Raw genomic sequence first — 18,008 nt, 5'->3', positions numbered from 1 at the left:
ACGGTTCTGAGGGGACGGGCCGGTGGCAACACCGGCCTGTTACCCGACATTACGAGGGGTTCGAGGGCTGCAGGATTTCGGAATGGGCGAGTTTCGACACCGTGTGCGAGCTTGCAGATTTCGTGGAGCAGCACGGACGCCTTGGCGCCAGACTTTATGGCCACTTTGGGGATAGCCTGGACGAGGCACGGGCAGCATTGGACAATCATGCGGGCGAATATCGCTCCCTTGCAGACTTCGCCGAGGAGATAACCGGCGAGACCGGTCCGGAGATTCCGGAAGCGCTGCAATACTATATCGACTGGGAAGCCATGGGCCGCGATCTCGAGCTAAATGGCGACGTGTTCACCATTACGCTTGGTTTCGACAAAGTGCACGTGTTCTGGAACCGGTGACCACAGTTGCTATGGGTTGCCTTGTGTTCCCTTTCGCCGAGCAGGCTGTTGGCCCTTCCTGGCCCTGTCTCTTGCCTTGTGACCTGGACGACGCGGCGCGGCCCTGAAACCGGCAGCCCCCACGAATTTCCTCTGCGCGTTCCGCGCATTCATCGCGATCCAAATTCGCGGTGTCTTGCCGGTGCGCCGCTTCGCTCTGCCCCTTTCGGGTTCAGGGCCGCTCCGCGCCGTCCTTCTGGTCAGGCGTCGACAGGGACAACCGGGTCCCGCTCGGCAGCCACGCAAACGAAAAGGAAAACATCCCATGGCAAACGCACTCGGCTACGTCAGCGAAACCAGAACCGGCTTCGAAGGCGCCCTCGCGATGATGAACCTCACCGCGCCCATCCGGATCGAGAAGAACGCGGACAAGACAGTCGATACTCAGCCCGACTATCGCATCTTCGCAGGCGAGATCCAGACCGAGATCGGCGGCGGCTGGATCGTCAAGGCAAAGTCCAGCGGCAGGGACTATGTATCGCTGACGCTCGCCGATCCGAATATCGGGCCGCGCAAGGTCTATGCGAACCTGGCGCCTGTGAAGGGCAAGAAGGGGCGCTACGTGCTCCTCTGGAATCCGAAGGACTGATTGCACTGGTGACGGCTCCGAAAGGAGCCGTCACCTCGCGTTCGTGTTTCGGACGACGTACTCGCTCCACCAGTTCATCATCTCGACGCGCTCGCTCCAGTACTTCGCGCGGTTGTAGATGGACCTGGCGCTCTTTGTATCCACATGCGCGAGCTCAGCCTCGATGGCGTCGGGATTCCAGAGACCGCTTTCATTGAGAAAGGTCGAGGAGCTGGCGCGAAAGCCGTGCGGCGTCATCTCGTCTCCGGGAAACCCGAGCCGCTGCAGGGCAAGGTTCATCGTGTTCTCGCTCATGGGGCGGTCCGGGCTGGTCGTGGCGGGAAATACGAAGTCGGTTGGGGCGCTCATGCCCCTCAAGTCGAGCAGGATATGCAGAGCTGCAGGCGGCAGCGGCTTCTTGTGCTCGCGCCGCATCTTCATGCGCTCTGCCGGAATGGTCCAGGTCGAGGTATTGAAGTCTATTTCCGACCAGGTCGCCTTTCTGAGTTCACCGGGGCGAGGGAAGAGAAGGGCCATGAGCTTCAGGGCGCAGGCTGCATTCCCGCGACCTTCATAGTTCCAGATGGCCCTGACCAGGCGCGCGAACCTCGGCGCGTCCACAATGGCCGGCATGTGCCGTACTTTCGGGGATATCAGCGCGCCGCGCAGGACAGGGGTCGGATCCGTCTCTGCGCGTAGTGTGGCAACAGCGTAGCGGAAGACTTCACCGATCGCGGTGCGCAGGCGCTTGGCGCTCTCGTAATTACCCTTCGCTTCGATCATTCTCAGCACAGCCAGAACATCGCGCGGCTTGATTTCGGCGATGGGCATGACGCCCATCTCTTCCCTGGCGAAATCCAGCAGCCAAGCCTTTTTTGAAAGCGTCGTTTCGGCAAGGCCATCAAGCCTCCTCTTCTCCAGAAACTCGTCAGCGATTACGTCGAATGTGTCAGGCGCGCGGCCGCGTCTGCGCGCCTTTCGTGCCTTCTGAACGGCGCCGGGGTCAATGTCCTGCCTGAGAAGGCGCTTGGCCTTGGTGCGGAGGTCGCGGGCTTCTTCGATGGTGACGATCGGGTAGGATCCGAACGAAAGAGTCTTCTGCTTGCCCTCGAAACGGTAGGACATGCGCCAGAGTTTCGACCCGTTGGGTCTGATGAAGATGTAGAGGGCATGGCCGTCCGAGCGCTTGTAGGACCGTTCTCGCGGCTCGAAGCCTTCGATTTCGGAAACGGTGAGCGGCATAGGCAAATAGATCGGGTCGGTTTGGACGGTGCCGGACCTTACCAAACGTCACCCGGAAGGAGCAACTGCTGGGGGTATTGAAAAATGATTTTTATTTAATGAAATCAATCCACTGGTGCCCAGAAGAGGCATCACACCGCCGAAACATAACTGCTCATAGATCAACCTAGTACACGGTTAATACGAGACTTTCTGTCTAGCCGGTACCACCAGATATACCACCATTGAACATAGTTGCGCATGGTCAAAGGTGGCCTTAAAGGTGGACTGTATGAAGCGCCACGCCCTCACTTTTATGGAAGCCAAGAAATTCGGCCCCGGCAAGTATGCCGATGGTGAGGGGCTGTGGCTCGTGAAGTCAACGCCGGAAGCTGGAAAGTGGATGGTACGTCTCGTCGTTTCAGGTAAGCGGCGCGAGATGGGATTGGGCCGCTGGCCCGATGTCTCAATAGCCGAAGCTAGGGAACGCGCGGCAACGGCTCGGCGGCAACTTCGGGATGGTGTCGATCCAATCGCCGAGCGAGCCAAGGAAAAGTTCAAGCCTAAACGCCTCACGGTGGCCGAGGCGATTGAAGGTTGTTTCAAGGCTCGGCAGGCTGAGTTGAAGAATGACGGGCACGCCGGGCGGTGGATGTCACCGCTCACTGTGCATGTGATTCCGAAAATAGGACTCACACCGATTGAGGACGTGGATCAGCATGTCCTGTGTTCAGTTTTCGAGCCCATCTGGCATGAGAAGCCGGACGCCGCTCGCAAGGCTATGAACCGGGTGAATCTCACTCTGAAACACGCTGCTGCTCTTGGTCTCGATGTTGACCTGCAGGCGGTCATGAAAATGCGGGCCCTTCTCGGGAAGCGGAGGCATGAGGTGAAGCATATTCCCTCTCTTCCTTACAAAGACGCGCCAGCCTTCTATCGTATGCTTTGCGAGAAAGAGTTTGTGACAGCGCTAGCTCTTCGCTTCCTCATGCTTACCGTCGCCAGAACAAGTGAAGTGCGCTTTGCAACGTTTGACGAGATCGACAATGATGTTTGGTATCTCGCGCCGAAACGAACAAAGACCGGTCGTGAGCATCGAGTGCCGCTGACCGATGAAGCGTTGGCAGTTCTGGAATTAGCACAAAATGATCATCCCGACCGACTGATCTTTCCATCCCCTACCGGCGGTCCATTGTCCGATGCGGCCATGGCCGCATTCATGAAGCGAGAAGGATTTTCAGCCCGTCCCCACGGACTGCGCGCTACGTTCCGAACCTGGGCCGAGAATGAGACCGATGCCGACTGGGAGACCAAGGAAGCGACCCTCGGGCACTCAATCGGAAATCAAGTAGAACGCGCCTATCAACGATCTGATCTATTGGCCAAGCGAACAACTTTACTGTCTGAGTGGTGTGATTTTCTTATCTCTCACTAACGGTGGCCACCGTAATTTTTTCTGAAGTATCTCATGTTGCAAGCCTGATTTGTTCGGCTTCCACGAGCCTGCTTTCGATAAGTTCCTGACGCGCGGCATCCGGATTTGGCGTAAAAAGTAGAATTCGAAGGTTTTCTTCAGCCCGGGAAAAACACACGTAAGCAAGTTTTCGTCCCCTCTCACGCTGGCCCTCAGTCGGTTCACCAGCAGTTTGAGGAGTAAGGAGCTTTGTGAAGCTGTATTGATTCCAAGCCGCTTCGACGTCGTCAAAAACCACAAGCACATTGCGATACTCTTCACCTTTCACGCCGTGTTGCGTGCTATAGGCAGAGTTTTCCAAAATGAAATTACAGTATGCGGATAAGTCCCTAGTGGTCATGAGAAAAAATTGATCACATAGCCAGTCGCTCTTTTCTTCTCCATTTATCTCCTCATCATAATCCTCTGTCCTGGGATTCCGTGCGAGATGCTCAAGCAAACGATCGGGCATGATTACCAGTTGCTGATCACGACAATAAATGAGCACATCCCGCGTAGTCCCTGTCTCCCAGAGACGGAGTAGCTCTGCCAACAACTCTTTTGACAAATCTATCATATCACTGAGTTTGCGCTCACTGTTAGCCCCATGAATGTCAAAGCTCGGACTCTGTCTTCGCAAGACATCAATAGCTCTTCGATTATCCTCGTTCTGAACAGCTTGTATGAGAGGGAAAATTGTCGAGATGAATGGCTTGAGCAGAAAGTGCTCACCAGTTTCATAATCATCTTGCGCGCGAGATGAGGCAAAAGTTCCGGTAAAAAGACGATTGAGTTCCGAGAAACCAAGTCTGCGAGCAATCATTTGGCGAACTAAAAACAATCTAATGACATCGTCCCGATTTTGCCAGCCCCATGCTTGAATTGCATCGTCCATTTGTCCTAGGGCCCGCTGGACCTGAGCTTCTGAATAACGCCGCCTCGGCTCTTCGGGTTCCTCGGATTGCACCAATAAAACTTCAACGCTTCCTTCAACATCCTTGTTAGGACCAGCAGGATGTTGTTCGACATCTTGCCGAAAGGCGTTCAACAAGGCGATCACCTTTCTTGAACAACGGAAGTTTTCTGTTTTTGTTATTGTTCGACCGCCAGGAGGTGGTTGAAATGCTCCAGCCCGGTTCTCAAAAATCTGTTGCCAAGGATCGCCAAAGTAGCCCACGAGCGGCAATCCCTCATGCCCGGAGGTGAGATTCAAACCAGCAACGATGCACTCGAATGTGTCTTGAGCCTCATCGACAAAAATATATGGAAAACGAAGTCCGAGCAGCCGTCTGAAAGTGGGCTTTTCTGACATTAAGAAGCCCGCGACTTCAATGATATCGTCATGACTTAGCTGGCCATTTAGATAATCACTGAAACTGGAATCGGCGTAGTCGAATCTTGAAACACTAGACAGCCCTTCCAATTGCTCTTCAAAGCGAATGACTTGCGTCCGAGCTTTGCGAGCCTCTTTGGTATCACGTCCAGTATCCTTTTCGCGTGCTTTAGCTATCAACGCGGGTAGGCGATGGCTAACCAGCGCTTCTCGAATATCTTTACTAAAGCGCCCGATCTCGTTCCAAAGAAAGCTGTGCAGAGTTGAAACAAGATAAAGTTCGTCAAAACCTAATCGAGTTCTGATAACGTCTACCGCACGATTGGTATATGTAATACACGCAATTCGTTGTCCATTTTGCCGCAAGGAGGCTGCGTGATTGGTTCGAATATCGTCCAAAGCCGCAATCAGCGAAGTGGTTTTGCCAGATCCCGCTCCTGCTATCAGGGCAAAGCTTTGGCCCGTTGATAAGCATTCTCGAACGGCTACGTCTGCTTCTGTTGAAATTAGTTCGGCCATATTATTCGTGTACGGATTGTATATCTGGGGCAGGTCCCAAAAGTCTATTTTCAAGCCAAATAAGGCCTTCTGAGATGTAATTCGGGACAAGCCAATTATCTGGCCCGGCCAAAACACTCATTGCGAAATCGGTCTTTTTGAAGCCGCTCGACCTGATACGATCATAGATCACCTGATACGAAGCATCGAGCATGGGTGGAATATCAATACCCAAACTGATCTCTCCATTTCGAACCATATGAAAATTTTGATAGGCGAATGATTCTTCAATCGTCCTAGGGCGCATATCCAGTGTCGCGTCTCTTTCGTTCACGGTGACGTCGGTCTGAAATGTCACATAGAGATTGTTGTCGGCACTACTCTTTTGCTCAGATGTTAGAGCTAAAAGGTCAGCCACGGTCTGGACACTAAGAAGTTCTTTCAATGAAGCATTTGAGGTGAGCGCTCCTGGTTGGTCCGCTCTGCATGCAGGGTGTCGCCCGGCCGCCTCTACTGAATCCAAATCGGTGACAATGAGATATGGAATTTTTAGGAAGGCGAGTAATCCCGCAAATCTATGCGCATACGCACCCCCCACCTCCAAAGTTGTTAGATATACAGTGCGAAGACGAGGCGAGGTCTTGTCGATCATGCTTGGCAGTAGAAGTTTCTCGACTGATCCTTCAACTAGAATTGCTGCATCAGCAAAAAAAAGATCACAATGCGTCAGCTTTAGGTATCGCTTCAGGAACTCCAAGGCCTGTTCAGAAGTGACATGCTCATCACCAACTTCCATCGGGTCCGGCTTGAAATTACGCAGACTATGCACTTGTGAAGCGTTTAGTATTTTGGGTTCATCTGGATTTTCGTCACCAAGAGCGCACCGACGGAAATAGCGCACCTTGGAAAAATCCACGGTATCTAGGATATGCGATGAATGAGTTGTAACGACCAACTGAGGTGCCAGAGACTCATCCCCAGCCTCTTTCGCAGAAGCCGCAATCACCTGCCAAATATTTGCGATAAATGTCTGTTGAACTTGTGCATGAAGATGCACCTCTGGTTCTTCAATGAAAATAATTTGGCACAATGGACGGTTCTTCGCGGTGCGAATCCATTGTGAATGAAAATGCCTAGCCTGGATGGCCATATAGATCAGATTTTTGAAGCCCAGCCCATTATAGAGTTCGGGAAGCTCATGATTGCGATGAGCATCGACATAAAGCAATTCAGTATTTCCCTGTAATGCTGCTTCGGGACTCAGCGACGATACAATTTTCAATTCGCGGTCATTGATGGAGGGAACACCTAGCCCCCTGATCACTTTCATAATTCCCTCAAATTGAGATGCGTAGTGCTCAGTAAGCTTACGATTGTTTTCGTCGATGACCTCGTGTGCGGCCGAAGCAACATCAGCTTGCTCTAGGTTTTTACGATAGAATGTTGCGAAGGCAGCGGAAAGACGATTGCTTCGATGGCCTTCGTCATCATCAATATTCCTCTGCGCGTCCACAAAATCAACCTTCAACAGGCTTTGCAGTATGCTTGTGCCCTCCTTTTTATCTAGAGGCGTCGCAACCAGCTCACCGTCGCTGTCCTCCAATGCTAAGAATGAAACATCAAAATGCCGCTTGAGATTGCGGTCCATCGCTAAATACTGCGACAGGCGTTTTCCTCGCACACCTTCTGGCGACAGAGGATATGCGGCGGTATATTCAGCCCTCATTTTTGTGGAATCCACAGCAGAATAGCGCATGCGGATTCCTAGACGATCGAACTCATCTGAGAGGCGCGGCAACAAGCTAAAAGCACGACCAAATTCTATGCCGCTTGGGTCGATTGAAAACCAAATATCCAACTCAATTGCGGGTAAACTTCCTTCGTCTCCGTCCATTCCGAACTTGTCGAGGTCGGCCATTCGCGCGACTGACAAATCGTGCACGCGGAAATCTTTACCCGCGACAAAGCATCGAAACACAGCTGTTGCCGAGGTTTTACCGCTGTTGTTTGGTCCAACGAAGACCGTGTCCTCTTCTTCAAATTGAATTGAGACGTCTTCGAGTCTGCGGAAATTGCGGATTGATATTTCGTTTACTTTCATGATGGTGTTGTTTCTATTCTGAAAATGCCAATTGAAACGACTAGCATGATAATACTGCACTCTACCAAATACGACAACGCAAGGTAGAGCTATAGACTTCCAATTATTGTGAGATATCGCCGAGTTCTGGACCAATCAAAGTTTTGAAGCACTCTGAAGAGGCTTCAAAAGTTCGAGAACTGGTACTGTCTGGGTCACAAATCGGAATAGCGATATGAGGACGTCTAGACATCAGTACTCAACACTCTCTGCCTAGCAGGATTCCATAGCGCTCAATTTGTCACCACTTTTCCCTTTCCACTTGGGATTGTTCTGTTATTGTTAAGGAATAATGGGGTGGGAAAACAACATGCTGGGCATCCATATTCGAACCAAACTGGTCGTGGCGACATTACTTATGGTTCTGCTGGGGGTAATGTTCGTCCCCGGCGCACTCGCGAAACCACAGCTTGAGTGGTTGCCTCATAATGTATCTATTGAAGTTGAGCCTGGGCGAGAAACAACGTTAGTCGTTACTGTGTCGAGCTCGAAAGAAATCGACAATGGCCAACTCTCCGTTTCACCGGAATTGGCAGACTATATCGTGATAGAGCCAACTGTTCTGAATCTGAGGAAACATCAGACGCAGGATGTTACGCTGACGATATCAGGTAATGAAGCCATGCCCGGTGATGTATTGGAAGGCTTCCTTGAGGTGCAGTCTGCCAAAAAAGCAAAGCCGCGTGATACGGAAGATCACTGGAACGAAGATTATGATCGCTGGGAATCCAATCATTATAAACGACGGAAAGAAGACGACAGAGACGACCGTGCCTCCAAGAAGAGTGATAAAAATAGCCTTCTGGCGATCTCCATCTCCATCTTAGAACCTACGGTCACACTTGGCGATGTAAGAGTGTCATATGAGCTGCCTGAAAATTGGAAGCGGTCACCGTTTGACCTAGCAGACGGCACATTTAGTGATGCTGTGTACAGTCCTGAATCTTGGGAGCGCATACAGGGCGGTAGCCTGGCAACTGCACCGGATATCGTGCTGTCGATCATACCCAACCCAGCAAATCAATCGATCATTGAGTTCCAAAATAGTGATGGTTGGTACGGCTCATACGACAGCACTACCTTCATGATGGTTGATGGGAGGGCTTCCCTAATTTTGGATGACAGATCAGATGGTTTGCCATCAAACCCGACGGTTATCGCCCTTATTGATGATGGTTATCAAATAATAAGCGTGGGCTTTGGTTGGCAGTCGGCAGATTCTTATGACGAATTCTTGGATAGTTTGGTCATCGAAAATGTGGGGGAAAGCCAGTGATTCAGAAATTTGTGGCACTCGCTTTGATATTCTTTCTGCCTTCCGCATTGGCGCAGGAGTACGTTTATCCTGTTGGAGACCCATTTGCCCGACCAATTCCAGGAACTACTTCTTCCAATGGGTACCAGCTGACAGGAGCATTTCGAAGGAGTGGGCACACCGGTGTTGATCTTTCGAATGGACTGGAAGGCGGCAAGGTAGTCTCCGTTGCGGATGGCTACATTCGCGACAAATGCGAAACGTCCAGTTCTAATAAAAGCGATCCTAGGGCATGCAACGGATTTGGGAACAGACTAATCATTGAGCATGCCGGTGGATTTTCCTCGGTGTACGGCCACATGAAGCACGGTTCTCTAACTTCGAAGAGCGTAGGTGACCATGTCTCACTTGGAGAAAAAATTGGAGAGGTCGATTGCTCAGGTGATTCCAGGTCGGAGTCGGGATCATCGCCTTGCGAGAGCAACCATGGCGTAGGTTCGCATCTGCATTTCGAAATTAAGACGAAACCGGTCATTGGATGCGGATATCTGACCAGCAAGAAGGATTGTAAAATAGGGGGCGAAGTTGAGAGTAGTAATGAATTTGACTTTATTTATGCAGACCCCCTAGAGTTCATCGCTAACAGACTGAAATCTCAGGCAGCGAAACCACCCTATCCATATGTGACCTTCGTCGAGGGAAATCCGGGCGTCCCAGGGGACAGCATAACAATCCTTGGTCTTGATCTCGGTAATGCGGCACAGTTCTCCCTAAGTGATGTGAGTACTCTGGGCAGATCCGAAAGCGGATTCGTTGTGAGTGCTTACGGTGTTGGCCGAATAAGCTACATGAGTATCGTCTTTGGATTTACAGGGACAAATTGTTCCACTGGCATTCTCGGTGCTCTAACCAGTATCCCATCTGTAAACGGGGCGACAGGATCGGCAGTGACTATCGACCGTTCAAACATCGAGTACGCTAGAGCGGCAGCGGCCGCTGCCAATCCTATATTCGATTGTCAAAATGCGCGAACTGATAATGCCTATGTTAGCGAGATCATCGCAGGTGGAGTAAGCAGACTCGATGCCGCTGCAGTAGAGAAATTGGGAACACTCTTGCCAAACTGATTGGAGTAGGGATCGTCGTCCGCTGAACGCTATTACGCACAGAAATTCTCCATTAATCAGTGTGCGTTTAATCGGCTAAGACGTTCGAGAGCTGGTCAGAGAGTCCTCACAGCATAAACTTAAATAGCGCGCCAGACGGCCTGGTATCGGAAATGCGATATATCCTCAGTCGACAGAATATGAAGGTTTCAAACAAATTTGCTATACTTCACATAGCAATGATGGAGATCTTTATGAAGAAACTTTCACTCGATGAAAAGCGAGCTGCTCTAGCTTTGTGCACAGCGCGTTCGAATAAGGGCAAAGGGACTTTGCCTAGTGCCGACAATCCTGATGACTACGATAGTCAGTCACTTTTGGAGCGAAGTGTCCGCACAGCAGACAGACGAGCCGCTAGTCTACACTCAGCAACAAAGAGCTTAGGTGACAGATATCCAAAAAAATAGCACGTGTTTCGTGCTCAAGAATTCTCCCGACTAACATCCGGGAGAATTTTTACTCTCCTGATTTATTGACCAGCTCACTGAGTGAATCAAAAGTTCGAGAACTGTCACTGTCTGGGTCACCAAGTGAGTCAGACAAGCCATCTTGAAGGCAAGTCAACCAATCCGACGGCTGTAATACTAGTTCTTTTGCGAAGACCTGGCGGTTCGAGGATGCGAAATTCAGCAATTCGCGTTTTTGATCGTCAGAGGCAGATCGGTATTGCAAATAAAGGCTTTTTGCGAGTTCGAGGAATCTATCGAGCTTGGCGATTTTGGCGTCCAGATTAGCCACTTCTGCGACCACTTCTTGGCAGCGTTGGCGATCCATCAGGATCGCCCCTTTCTTCGTCTCATACAGCGCGTCGTCGATAACGCCGTCGATAAGCTTGTCAGCAAGGCGCGATAGCCTTTCGTCAATCCTGGCAAGTTCAAATGCCGCCGCCTTCTGACGCTCAGCACCGTCGCTACTGCACAAGATATTCGTGAATCGTACGCGCAATTTCTGCACTTGCGCTTCGGTCAAAGTGAACCTGCTGAGAAAGATGTCGATCTGTTCGTGCATGACGTCTTCTCGGACAGATTTTGTTGCGCACCCCTTCTTATGGCAACGATAGTAGACGTTTCCCTTTTGTCGCTCGCCGATCATCGTCCCGCGACAATGGCCGCACCGGAACAACCCTCTAAAGAGCAGATTGTGTTTGGTGGTTTTCTTATTATCGCGCCCGGTACGAACGGCTTCAGCCTGATCAAACAGGGAGGGTGAAACTATCGGCTCATGAATGCCTTCGTATGTTTTCCCAGAGCGTTGAATACGAATGAGGCCGACATAGAATGGGTTGATCAGCATTTTGGCGACATTTGATTTCGTCAGCGGTCGACCGCACGCTTTTCGAAACTTCGTGTCGCGCATTGCGGCGGTCAAAGAATGCAGTGAGTAGTTTCCGCTCGCATAGCGCTTGAAGACCTCGCGCACCATAGGAGCAGTTAGCGGATCTATCGTCTTCGGCTTTCCACCACCATTGTCGAGATACCCAATAGGCGCTTTGAACGGGTACAAGCCTTGCTTGAGGCGACCATTCATACCCTTGATCGTCTCTTCACGCAGATTGCGGATATAGTCTGCTGCGATGACGGCCTGGATATCAGCCGTCAGGCGTCCGCCTCGCGACCGGAAGTCGAGACTTTCGGTCGCAAAGTGAATATCAATCCCGGCGTCCGCCAGATCACCAATCTTGGCCCAGTCGGCAAAGTTTCGCGCGGACCGGTCGATCTTGTGAATGATCACGCCATCAGCCTTTCTGCCTCGCAGGTCTGCGACCATGCGATTGAAGATCGGGCGACCCTTTTTTGCAGCGGTTTCCCTCTCCTCGAACCACTTCGTGATTATGATGTCGTGGTGACTCGCAAAGGCACTGATCGCTTCTTGTTGCGCTTCAAGCGACACACCTTCGCCCTGCTTGGCGGTCGATACCCGAACGTAGCCAAAACACGTTTTCATAAATATTCGGAACTATCCTCGGACTCTACCAAATCCTCAGAATTTGGCGAATCGGATTCCCACGGCCAAGTACCCTCGCGCTCCATCTGCTCATACACGCGCTGGCAGATTTCAAAGTATTGTTCGAGCATGTCATCTTCCATATTTGCTCATGATACGCGGGGAGAAAATGGCGACCAGACGGCCCTATATCGTCCGTTCAGATAATGGGCGGGTGCAGCACTGCCGAGAACGTCTTTGACTTCAGACCTTGCACCATCAGCTTCACATAGGCGCGGTGGTTGGGCAGATTCATAAGATCGCGCGGCAGGATATCATCCAGTTGGCGACTGAACATCGGGGCATCCATCGCACCAATACGCATGACGATCATCGTGCCAACGTTTCCCATGATCGCCTCAAACACGTCAGCATCAGTTTGCTGGATATGCTGATGCGCCAGGATAAGACCGAGACCATACTTGCGCACTTCGGACAGCATGCCCGCCAAGGCGGATGTTGAGAACGAGTGGAATTCATCGACGTACAGAAAGAACGGCGCTCGCTGCGTCTCTGGCAAGTCATAGCGGGAGAAGGCCGCGTGCATGATGCTGGACAACAACAAACCACCAACGACATTTGAGGTGTCTGCGCCGAGGCGACCCTTCCCTAAATTCACGATCAGGCTGCCTTGATTATCCATGAGTCGGCGGAAGCGAATGGGTTCTACAGGCTCACAGAGCGCAGTACGAATCACCGGATGCGCCAGAAACGCTCCAAGCTTGTTGGCAATCGGCGCGACGCCATCGACGGCGGTTTTATAGTTCATATTCGGGAATTCCCTCGTCCAGAATTCCAACACTTGCGGGTCGTCAATCCGGGCGACAATTTGTGAACGAAACGCCTTGTCATAAAAGAGCCGGGTGATGTCACGCAGATCAGTCCCAGGCTGTGTAAGCAAAGCGAGGATCGCGTAGCGCAGCAAGTGCTCCATTCGAGCGCCCCAGGCATCGCTCCATTGACGCTTCAGCGTATCGATCAGACCTGAGGTCACAATAGGCCGTAACGCCGCCGAGACATGAGACAGCGGATTATATCCATAAGGTGATGCAGCGTCGGCAACATCCCAGTATAGATGATCAAATCCGAGACGTTGTGACAGGTCTGAAGCCAGATCTCCATGCGGCTCTATCAGACAGAAACCTCGACCTGCACGGGCGTCGGCCAGCGCCAGATTTGCGAGGAGCGTCGATTTGCCCGTGCCGGTTTGGCCGATGATATACATATGCAAGAGCCGGTCGGCCTGACGGATTCCAAAATCGAGCGTGTTATACCGCCGGTCGGCAATGCCGATGGGGGTGAAATCATTCGAGTCGAAAGTCATCCCGCCATTGTTCAGTTTTTCGCGCTTCCATCCCAGACGGCCCGATACTGTCTCAACCGATTTATCGCTCTCCTCGATACCGGGACGTCTGGCGGAATACCCCTCCTTTCATACACTGGACGGCAGACAAGTTCTTTCGCCGCTTTCTCGTCTTCGTCGGGTGTGTCTGAGCCCCATCGGACTCGCCCGTCGAAAGGAGAAAGCAATGTCGACAAAATCAACCGATGCGGCGCAGGTGCGCATGCTCAACGATCAATTCCGACGCAATGGAATCGGCCACGGTTCAATACTTCTGACTGTGGGCATCCAGTCGCTTGGCGAAGCCGGCGTGTGCCGGTTGCTATCAGCGATCCGCGCCTTTGATCACTTTTCTGCGGACAATGACCCGTGGGAAGAACATGATTTCGGCGCCGTCGTCATCGATGATCAGAGAGTGTTCTGGAAAATCGATTACTATGATCGATCTCTGGAGCAGGGGTCACCTGACCCAGCTGATCCGGATGTCACGCACCGGGCGCTGACCATCATGTTAGCCGACGAATATTGATCAGACCGCCCTTCATCTCACGATGGAGGGCGGTTCCTTATTCCGGTACAGCAATCGTTCTCGGTCAATACCGGATTCTTCTCCGCACGGTACAATTATGGGTTCAAGTCAGCTCGTATGCGCAGCCAGCATAGCGGGTCGTCTTGCATCCCGCACGACCGATCCGATATTCTTGATCTAAGAAAAACTCTAACGCTTTCGCTGTATCTGAAGGACCACCAAGGAGGGGTATGTCACAGACGGAAAGGTTTCACCTTTCCGCTCAATGGCATTTCCGCTGCGTTGGTGGTTTTTTCTTCGACGCGCACCGTCGTATCGCGCTCAACGATACCGGGACGTCTAGTGACGAACATGGGACCGCTATACACTCACCACGTTAGCCAATAACCAAAACCATATGACCACCCAATTTGCGTTCGATCTGCGTCTTTCAAGGCGTAAGGCCGGACTCACCCAGGGCGATTGTGCCCATTTGCTCGGTATCCAACAATCACGCATTTCAGATTTTGAGCGCGGGCATCAAATGCCCAGTCTCGAAGAACTTTGCTGTCTGGCGATCATTCTTGATCGCAACTTCGATGCGCTTTTCGCTGAAAAGATGAAGCAAGCGCGCGCGGCCCTCAAGGCGCGCGTCATCTCGGTACCGAAAAACCGCCGGCTCAACGCCGCCACTTTTAATCGCGTCCGCACGATCCACCGACTGAAACGAACCCTGAAGGCTAAACGCCCTCAACATGGAGGCGCGTAGGGTGCTGGCGGTGGCTGCCGCCACCCGTGGTGTCGGATATGTCTTCCTAATCGAAGGACAACTGGTCGAGTGGGGTGTATCCCGCAAGGCGTGGGAGTCCCCCGTTCATGCTGCCGAGACGCTGCAGCAATGGATCAACGACTATGAGCCCACAATGATCGTCACCGAGAAGATCAGCACTGACTCAAAGAAAGGCAAGAAAGCGCGACGACTGACGGCAACCTTGGCCGCCATCGCCTCACACAATTATGCCTATGATGTATCAGTTCCGATCAATCGTAGCGGCAAAAACCGGTTCGCGTATGCCGTTGCGCTCGCCGACATATATCCGGACGTGAAGCCGCGTCTGCCGCGCTCGCATACTTGGTACGATCCGGCGCCGCGCAACCTGCTGATATTCGACGCATTGGCAATGGCTCATGCAATCCTGACGGATCCAACCCTGACCATTGCCGCCAATCTCGACGGTGCGTCATAGCCGGTCGATCCGGAAAGGACCCTTCCCGGCGCGTCGCCACTCCCCTTGCAACAAGTCGGTATTCGGTTCGGGTGGTCTAAACGGCGGTGCAAACGCAGCCCAGGACTGGAACAATTGATAGCTGATTCCATCAGAAACCGTGCGCTCGTAAAGGGCCACGGTTTTTTGTATGCGAGCCGGATCGCTTGATACATTCAGCACGAGGAGTGGCGCAGTGAGCTTCAAATGCTCCTGATACCGTCCCGCACCAATGTAGGCATGATATGCATGAAGACTGCGCAGCGCACTTTTGCGGTTGAAGTTCGCGGATGTGAGAGGCTCTGTGGCCCGGTCTGCTTCAACGACGAAAAAACGGAATCGACTTCCCTTCGAGGTCCGATGTTCGATTCCAAACAAAGCATCGGGAATAAGTTTGATCGACCGCGTGACGGCAGGAATTGTCACTATGGTTTCAAGATCGGTCTCAGCGCGGCTAAGAATTGCGGATTGTGGAATGAAGGAGAGATCATCCCGCCCTTTGATTGCCAGCTCAATCGACGCCGTGATGGAACTTACCATGTAGCGATGCAGCCATGGTCCGGCGTTTCGAGATGGAGCAACACCCGCTTCATGGAGCGCCCGCTTTCCAGCAGGGGCGAGGTCATAGACGAGCTGATTGTAGCGGCTATCGAGCGTGTGGAATTGCTGTGGCGGTCTCGTGAGATACGCACCGCCATGGGGCGTGTTGTCTTCGTTGAAGAGATCGGTGAGGCGTTCACGCGCCCGTTTCTCGCTGACGCGCAGATCGCCTGCAAAGGCCAACAGGAAGGATGAGCTGAGCGGACCATGTTCAGCCAGGCGCTTCAGCCACATCCAATCACGTTCCGTCAGCGACACACGTTTGCCGGTTGAGGCGGGTTGTAACCGCGACCTCCGCCCCATCGCATCACGTGATGCGGATTCGTCGTTCACCAGCTCTCGCCCGGCGTAGTATCGACATCATCCGGTTTGGGCTTGGACGTGTGCTTTGGTTTTGGTTTCGACTCCGAATCTGCAGACGTGGCGTTCTCTGACTCCTCCTCTTCCGGCAGCCCAGCCTCAAGGGAGCTATGATGCACCGCATAGCGTTCGCGCATGCGATCTTGCAGCTCAGCTCGTTCGAGCGTCGTCATTCGGTCTTTGGCTTCGAGATAGCCGAATGGAAAGCGAAGTGAAGCCGCTTCTGGCGTTACACCCCGAATGTATCCAGCAAAACTGCCCTTTGGCTGCATCTCAATGACCGTAGGATCGCAGTGAAGCATCGGAGCAAGCGTGCGCGCGTCCTTCGAGGACACGCCGCCAGCAAGCTTGATAGACGTGTTGGCGGCAAAAGCATCTTGCAGGCGGGCGTCGAGCTGCCCGAGGTATTGGTGCGCCAGCACCATGCCGACATTGTATTTCCGCGCTTGAGCCAGGATGGTGCCGATGTTGCGATCAAAATAGTCGGCGGCTTCGTCGATATACACATAGGTCGGCAAGCGCTTGTTCTCAGGCAGGGTCGCGCGCTCCTGCGCGGCTTGCGCGATCAATGCAATGAAGAACCGCCCGAAAATTTCCGAACCCTGTTCTTTGAGCAAGTCCTTCGCAGTATTGATCAGAATGACCTTGCCGGAATTGATTTCCGAGAAGAGATCGAGCTTCGAACGCGGGTGCGAGAACATACGCTCGAATGTCTGGTTTTCGAGAATTCCCCACAGCCGCCGCATGACCTGCTTTTTGGTCTGATCGAATTCCCGACTGGTGAACTCGGTTTCAAAGAAGCGCTTGGCGGTACCGGTGAGTTTGGCGATGTGCGGCGCAAAGACCTTTTCGCTGCCCGGCTCCATCAATTCTCGCAGCGTGTGGATGGTGGCGTCCGGGATGTGCAGCATGAGGCGTGTCACATAACGGAAGATGACATTCTGCTTTTGCGTCATCTCAGCTGAGAGGAGCGAACCAAGCACGAAGTCATAGAGCTCCAGAATGGAATTCGTCAGACGTTCGCGTTCCAGCGGATCATACCCGGCGAGGCGCTCAATGCCGACATCGAACAGGTTGAGTGACACCGGCCATTCCACATCACTTGGATCGATGATGACAATGCGATCATGCAAAGATCCACCGGGGCCGAACTCTGACAAGTTGGCGATATTGCGGATCAAGTCGCCCTGGCTATCCAGCACGATGATGGATCGATCGCCCGCCGCAACAGCTTCAAGATCATTGGCAATGAGGTACTGGAGGGTCTGCGATTTGCCGTGTCCTGAACCGCCGACAATGTGACAGTGCTCGAAGCGAGCCTCCTCCGGAATGGTCACTGTCGTTTCGACCTTGAAAAGGTCAGCCAGAGGCGTGCGCCCGAGATAGGCGTCCACGAGCGCAACGGGATCTTTCAGAGACGAGCGGCCCGGCAGGATCAGTTGGCGAACCGGCTCACTGCTATCGAGTGGGTTCTTGGCTGATATCGCATTCACGTTGGCCTGCAATTGGCTCGCCAGACGTGGAAACAGAAATGGTGCAGCGCTTTCACGGGATAGCATTTCGACGAGGACCGGCTCGACCACACGGGCTGCCGTCTCGACACCCTGGAGCAGCTGAACCGGAACACTGAGATCGCGCCCTGACGATGATCGATGCTGCGATACGGGCAATGTACCGATCAGCGGCGACAGGGCCGCAATCAGGATGTTCTCGATAGCAGCCGTGGTGACGTCAAAGTCAGCCAGCAACTCCTTATGAGCGAGCAATGCGTCTCTGATGGCCCACCATTCGGAGGTTGAGCGTTTCTGTGCCCAGTCGATTGCCGGAACTGAACCGCCCCGGTAACCCCGGAGGCAATTTGGTTGGGGTCATGCAGCGATAG

At 52.7% G+C, this 18,008-nt stretch carries 15 protein-coding genes; 8 read left to right on the top strand and 7 right to left on the bottom strand.

Annotated features, from left to right (window positions below; genetic code table 11):
- Together V7651_RS18470 and V7651_RS18465 are read left to right on the top strand one after the other, a co-directional pair.
- Window positions 1-395 (top strand): antirestriction protein ArdA (locus tag V7651_RS18470; protein WP_335614000.1); only part of this gene is annotated, 395 nt, incomplete at its 5' end.
- A gap of 304 nt (window positions 396-699) precedes the next feature.
- Complete coding sequence (locus tag V7651_RS18465) at window positions 700-1,023, top strand: DUF736 domain-containing protein (RefSeq protein WP_335613999.1); 324 nt, start codon at window positions 700-702, stop codon at window positions 1,021-1,023.
- Window positions 1,024-1,053: 30 nt separating this feature from the next.
- Here V7651_RS18465 and V7651_RS18460 read toward each other — a convergent pair whose 3' ends face one another.
- The gene (locus V7651_RS18460; RefSeq protein WP_335613998.1) at window positions 1,054-2,244 is read right to left on the bottom strand and encodes a tyrosine-type recombinase/integrase; all 1,191 of its coding nucleotides are present in this window, start codon (window positions 2,242-2,244) and stop codon (window positions 1,054-1,056) included.
- A 271-nt stretch (window positions 2,245-2,515) separates the two neighbouring features.
- On the opposite strand from V7651_RS18460, the gene V7651_RS18455 reads away from it, so the two are divergent.
- Window positions 2,516-3,658, top strand: coding sequence for a tyrosine-type recombinase/integrase (locus tag V7651_RS18455; protein WP_335613997.1), 1,143 nt, complete (start codon window positions 2,516-2,518; stop codon window positions 3,656-3,658).
- A 31-nt stretch (window positions 3,659-3,689) separates the two neighbouring features.
- On the opposite strand, the gene V7651_RS18450 is transcribed toward V7651_RS18455, so the two are convergent.
- A complete protein-coding gene (locus V7651_RS18450) occupies window positions 3,690-5,528 on the bottom strand; it encodes a UvrD-helicase domain-containing protein (protein WP_335613996.1) in 1,839 nt (612 codons plus the stop codon).
- 1 nt (window position 5,529) lies between these two features.
- Window positions 5,530-7,608 (bottom strand): ATP-dependent nuclease, encoded by a 2,079-nt coding sequence (locus V7651_RS18445; protein WP_335613995.1) that lies wholly within the window; start codon window positions 7,606-7,608, stop codon window positions 5,530-5,532.
- Between the two features lie 349 nt (window positions 7,609-7,957).
- Here V7651_RS18445 and V7651_RS18440 point away from each other — a divergent pair, with 349 nt between their 5' ends.
- On the top strand, window positions 7,958-8,923 hold the full coding sequence (locus tag V7651_RS18440) for a hypothetical protein (RefSeq protein WP_335613994.1): 966 nt from the start codon (window positions 7,958-7,960) through the stop codon (window positions 8,921-8,923).
- The gene (locus V7651_RS18435; protein WP_335613993.1) at window positions 8,920-10,029 is read left to right on the top strand and encodes a M23 family metallopeptidase; all 1,110 of its coding nucleotides are present in this window, start codon (window positions 8,920-8,922) and stop codon (window positions 10,027-10,029) included. Before V7651_RS18440 ends, V7651_RS18435 begins: the two co-directional genes overlap by 4 nt.
- A 495-nt stretch (window positions 10,030-10,524) precedes the next feature.
- Here V7651_RS18435 and V7651_RS18430 read toward each other — a convergent pair whose 3' ends face one another.
- Together V7651_RS18430 and V7651_RS18425 are read right to left on the bottom strand one after the other, a co-directional pair.
- Complete coding sequence (locus tag V7651_RS18430; protein WP_335613992.1) at window positions 10,525-12,012, bottom strand: recombinase family protein; 1,488 nt, start codon at window positions 12,010-12,012, stop codon at window positions 10,525-10,527.
- 199 nt (window positions 12,013-12,211) lie between these two features.
- Window positions 12,212-13,375 (bottom strand): type IV secretory system conjugative DNA transfer family protein, encoded by a 1,164-nt coding sequence (locus V7651_RS18425; protein ID WP_335613991.1) that lies wholly within the window; start codon window positions 13,373-13,375, stop codon window positions 12,212-12,214.
- 205 nt (window positions 13,376-13,580) lie between these two features.
- Between V7651_RS18425 and V7651_RS18420 the strand changes: the two genes are divergently transcribed.
- The 3 genes from V7651_RS18420 (at window position 13,581) to V7651_RS18410 (ending at window position 15,148) form a co-directional block, all read left to right on the top strand.
- The gene (locus tag V7651_RS18420) at window positions 13,581-13,922 is read left to right on the top strand and encodes a DUF3768 domain-containing protein (protein WP_335613990.1); all 342 of its coding nucleotides are present in this window, start codon (window positions 13,581-13,583) and stop codon (window positions 13,920-13,922) included.
- A 397-nt stretch (window positions 13,923-14,319) separates the two neighbouring features.
- The gene (locus tag V7651_RS18415) at window positions 14,320-14,670 is read left to right on the top strand and encodes a helix-turn-helix domain-containing protein (protein WP_335613989.1); all 351 of its coding nucleotides are present in this window, start codon (window positions 14,320-14,322) and stop codon (window positions 14,668-14,670) included.
- Complete coding sequence (locus V7651_RS18410; protein ID WP_335613988.1) at window positions 14,657-15,148, top strand: hypothetical protein; 492 nt, start codon at window positions 14,657-14,659, stop codon at window positions 15,146-15,148. The genes V7651_RS18415 and V7651_RS18410 overlap by 14 nt, the downstream gene beginning before the upstream one ends.
- On the opposite strand, the gene V7651_RS18405 is transcribed toward V7651_RS18410, so the two are convergent.
- Window positions 15,143-16,099, bottom strand: a complete 957-nt coding sequence (locus tag V7651_RS18405) for a replication-relaxation family protein (protein ID WP_335613987.1) — start codon at window positions 16,097-16,099, stop codon at window positions 15,143-15,145. The two genes, V7651_RS18410 and V7651_RS18405, sit on opposite strands and share 6 nt — an antisense overlap.
- Window positions 16,096-17,709, bottom strand: coding sequence for a type IV secretory system conjugative DNA transfer family protein (locus V7651_RS18400; RefSeq protein ID WP_335613986.1), 1,614 nt, complete (start codon window positions 17,707-17,709; stop codon window positions 16,096-16,098). The genes V7651_RS18405 and V7651_RS18400 overlap by 4 nt, the downstream gene beginning before the upstream one ends.
- Window positions 17,710-18,008 lie beyond the last annotated feature (299 nt).

It is taken from the genome of Hyphomonas oceanitis (assembly GCF_036964545.1).
Classification (GTDB): domain Bacteria; phylum Pseudomonadota; class Alphaproteobacteria; order Caulobacterales; family Hyphomonadaceae; genus Hyphomonas; species Hyphomonas oceanitis.
Note: the sequence above shows the minus strand (reverse complement) of the source record. Positions and strands in the feature narration are given on the sequence as shown.

Excerpts from the sequence above, each read along its gene's own strand:
- V7651_RS18465 (WP_335613999.1), top strand. The coding sequence starts at position 700 with ATGGCAAACGCACTCGGCTACGTCAGCGAAACCAGAACCGGCTTCGAA.
- V7651_RS18460 (WP_335613998.1), bottom strand. The coding sequence starts at position 2,244 with ATGCCGCTCACCGTTTCCGAAATCGAAGGCTTCGAGCCGCGAGAACGG.
- V7651_RS18455 (WP_335613997.1), top strand. The coding sequence starts at position 2,516 with ATGAAGCGCCACGCCCTCACTTTTATGGAAGCCAAGAAATTCGGCCCC.
- V7651_RS18450 (WP_335613996.1), bottom strand. The coding sequence starts at position 5,528 with ATGGCCGAACTAATTTCAACAGAAGCAGACGTAGCCGTTCGAGAATGC.
- V7651_RS18445 (WP_335613995.1), bottom strand. The coding sequence starts at position 7,608 with ATGAAAGTAAACGAAATATCAATCCGCAATTTCCGCAGACTCGAAGAC.
- V7651_RS18440 (WP_335613994.1), top strand. The coding sequence starts at position 7,958 with ATGCTGGGCATCCATATTCGAACCAAACTGGTCGTGGCGACATTACTT.
- V7651_RS18430 (WP_335613992.1), bottom strand. The coding sequence starts at position 12,012 with ATGAAAACGTGTTTTGGCTACGTTCGGGTATCGACCGCCAAGCAGGGC.
- V7651_RS18425 (WP_335613991.1), bottom strand. The coding sequence starts at position 13,375 with ATGACTTTCGACTCGAATGATTTCACCCCCATCGGCATTGCCGACCGG.
- V7651_RS18420 (WP_335613990.1), top strand. The coding sequence starts at position 13,581 with ATGTCGACAAAATCAACCGATGCGGCGCAGGTGCGCATGCTCAACGAT.
- V7651_RS18415 (WP_335613989.1), top strand. The coding sequence starts at position 14,320 with ATGACCACCCAATTTGCGTTCGATCTGCGTCTTTCAAGGCGTAAGGCC.
- V7651_RS18410 (WP_335613988.1), top strand. The coding sequence starts at position 14,657 with ATGGAGGCGCGTAGGGTGCTGGCGGTGGCTGCCGCCACCCGTGGTGTC.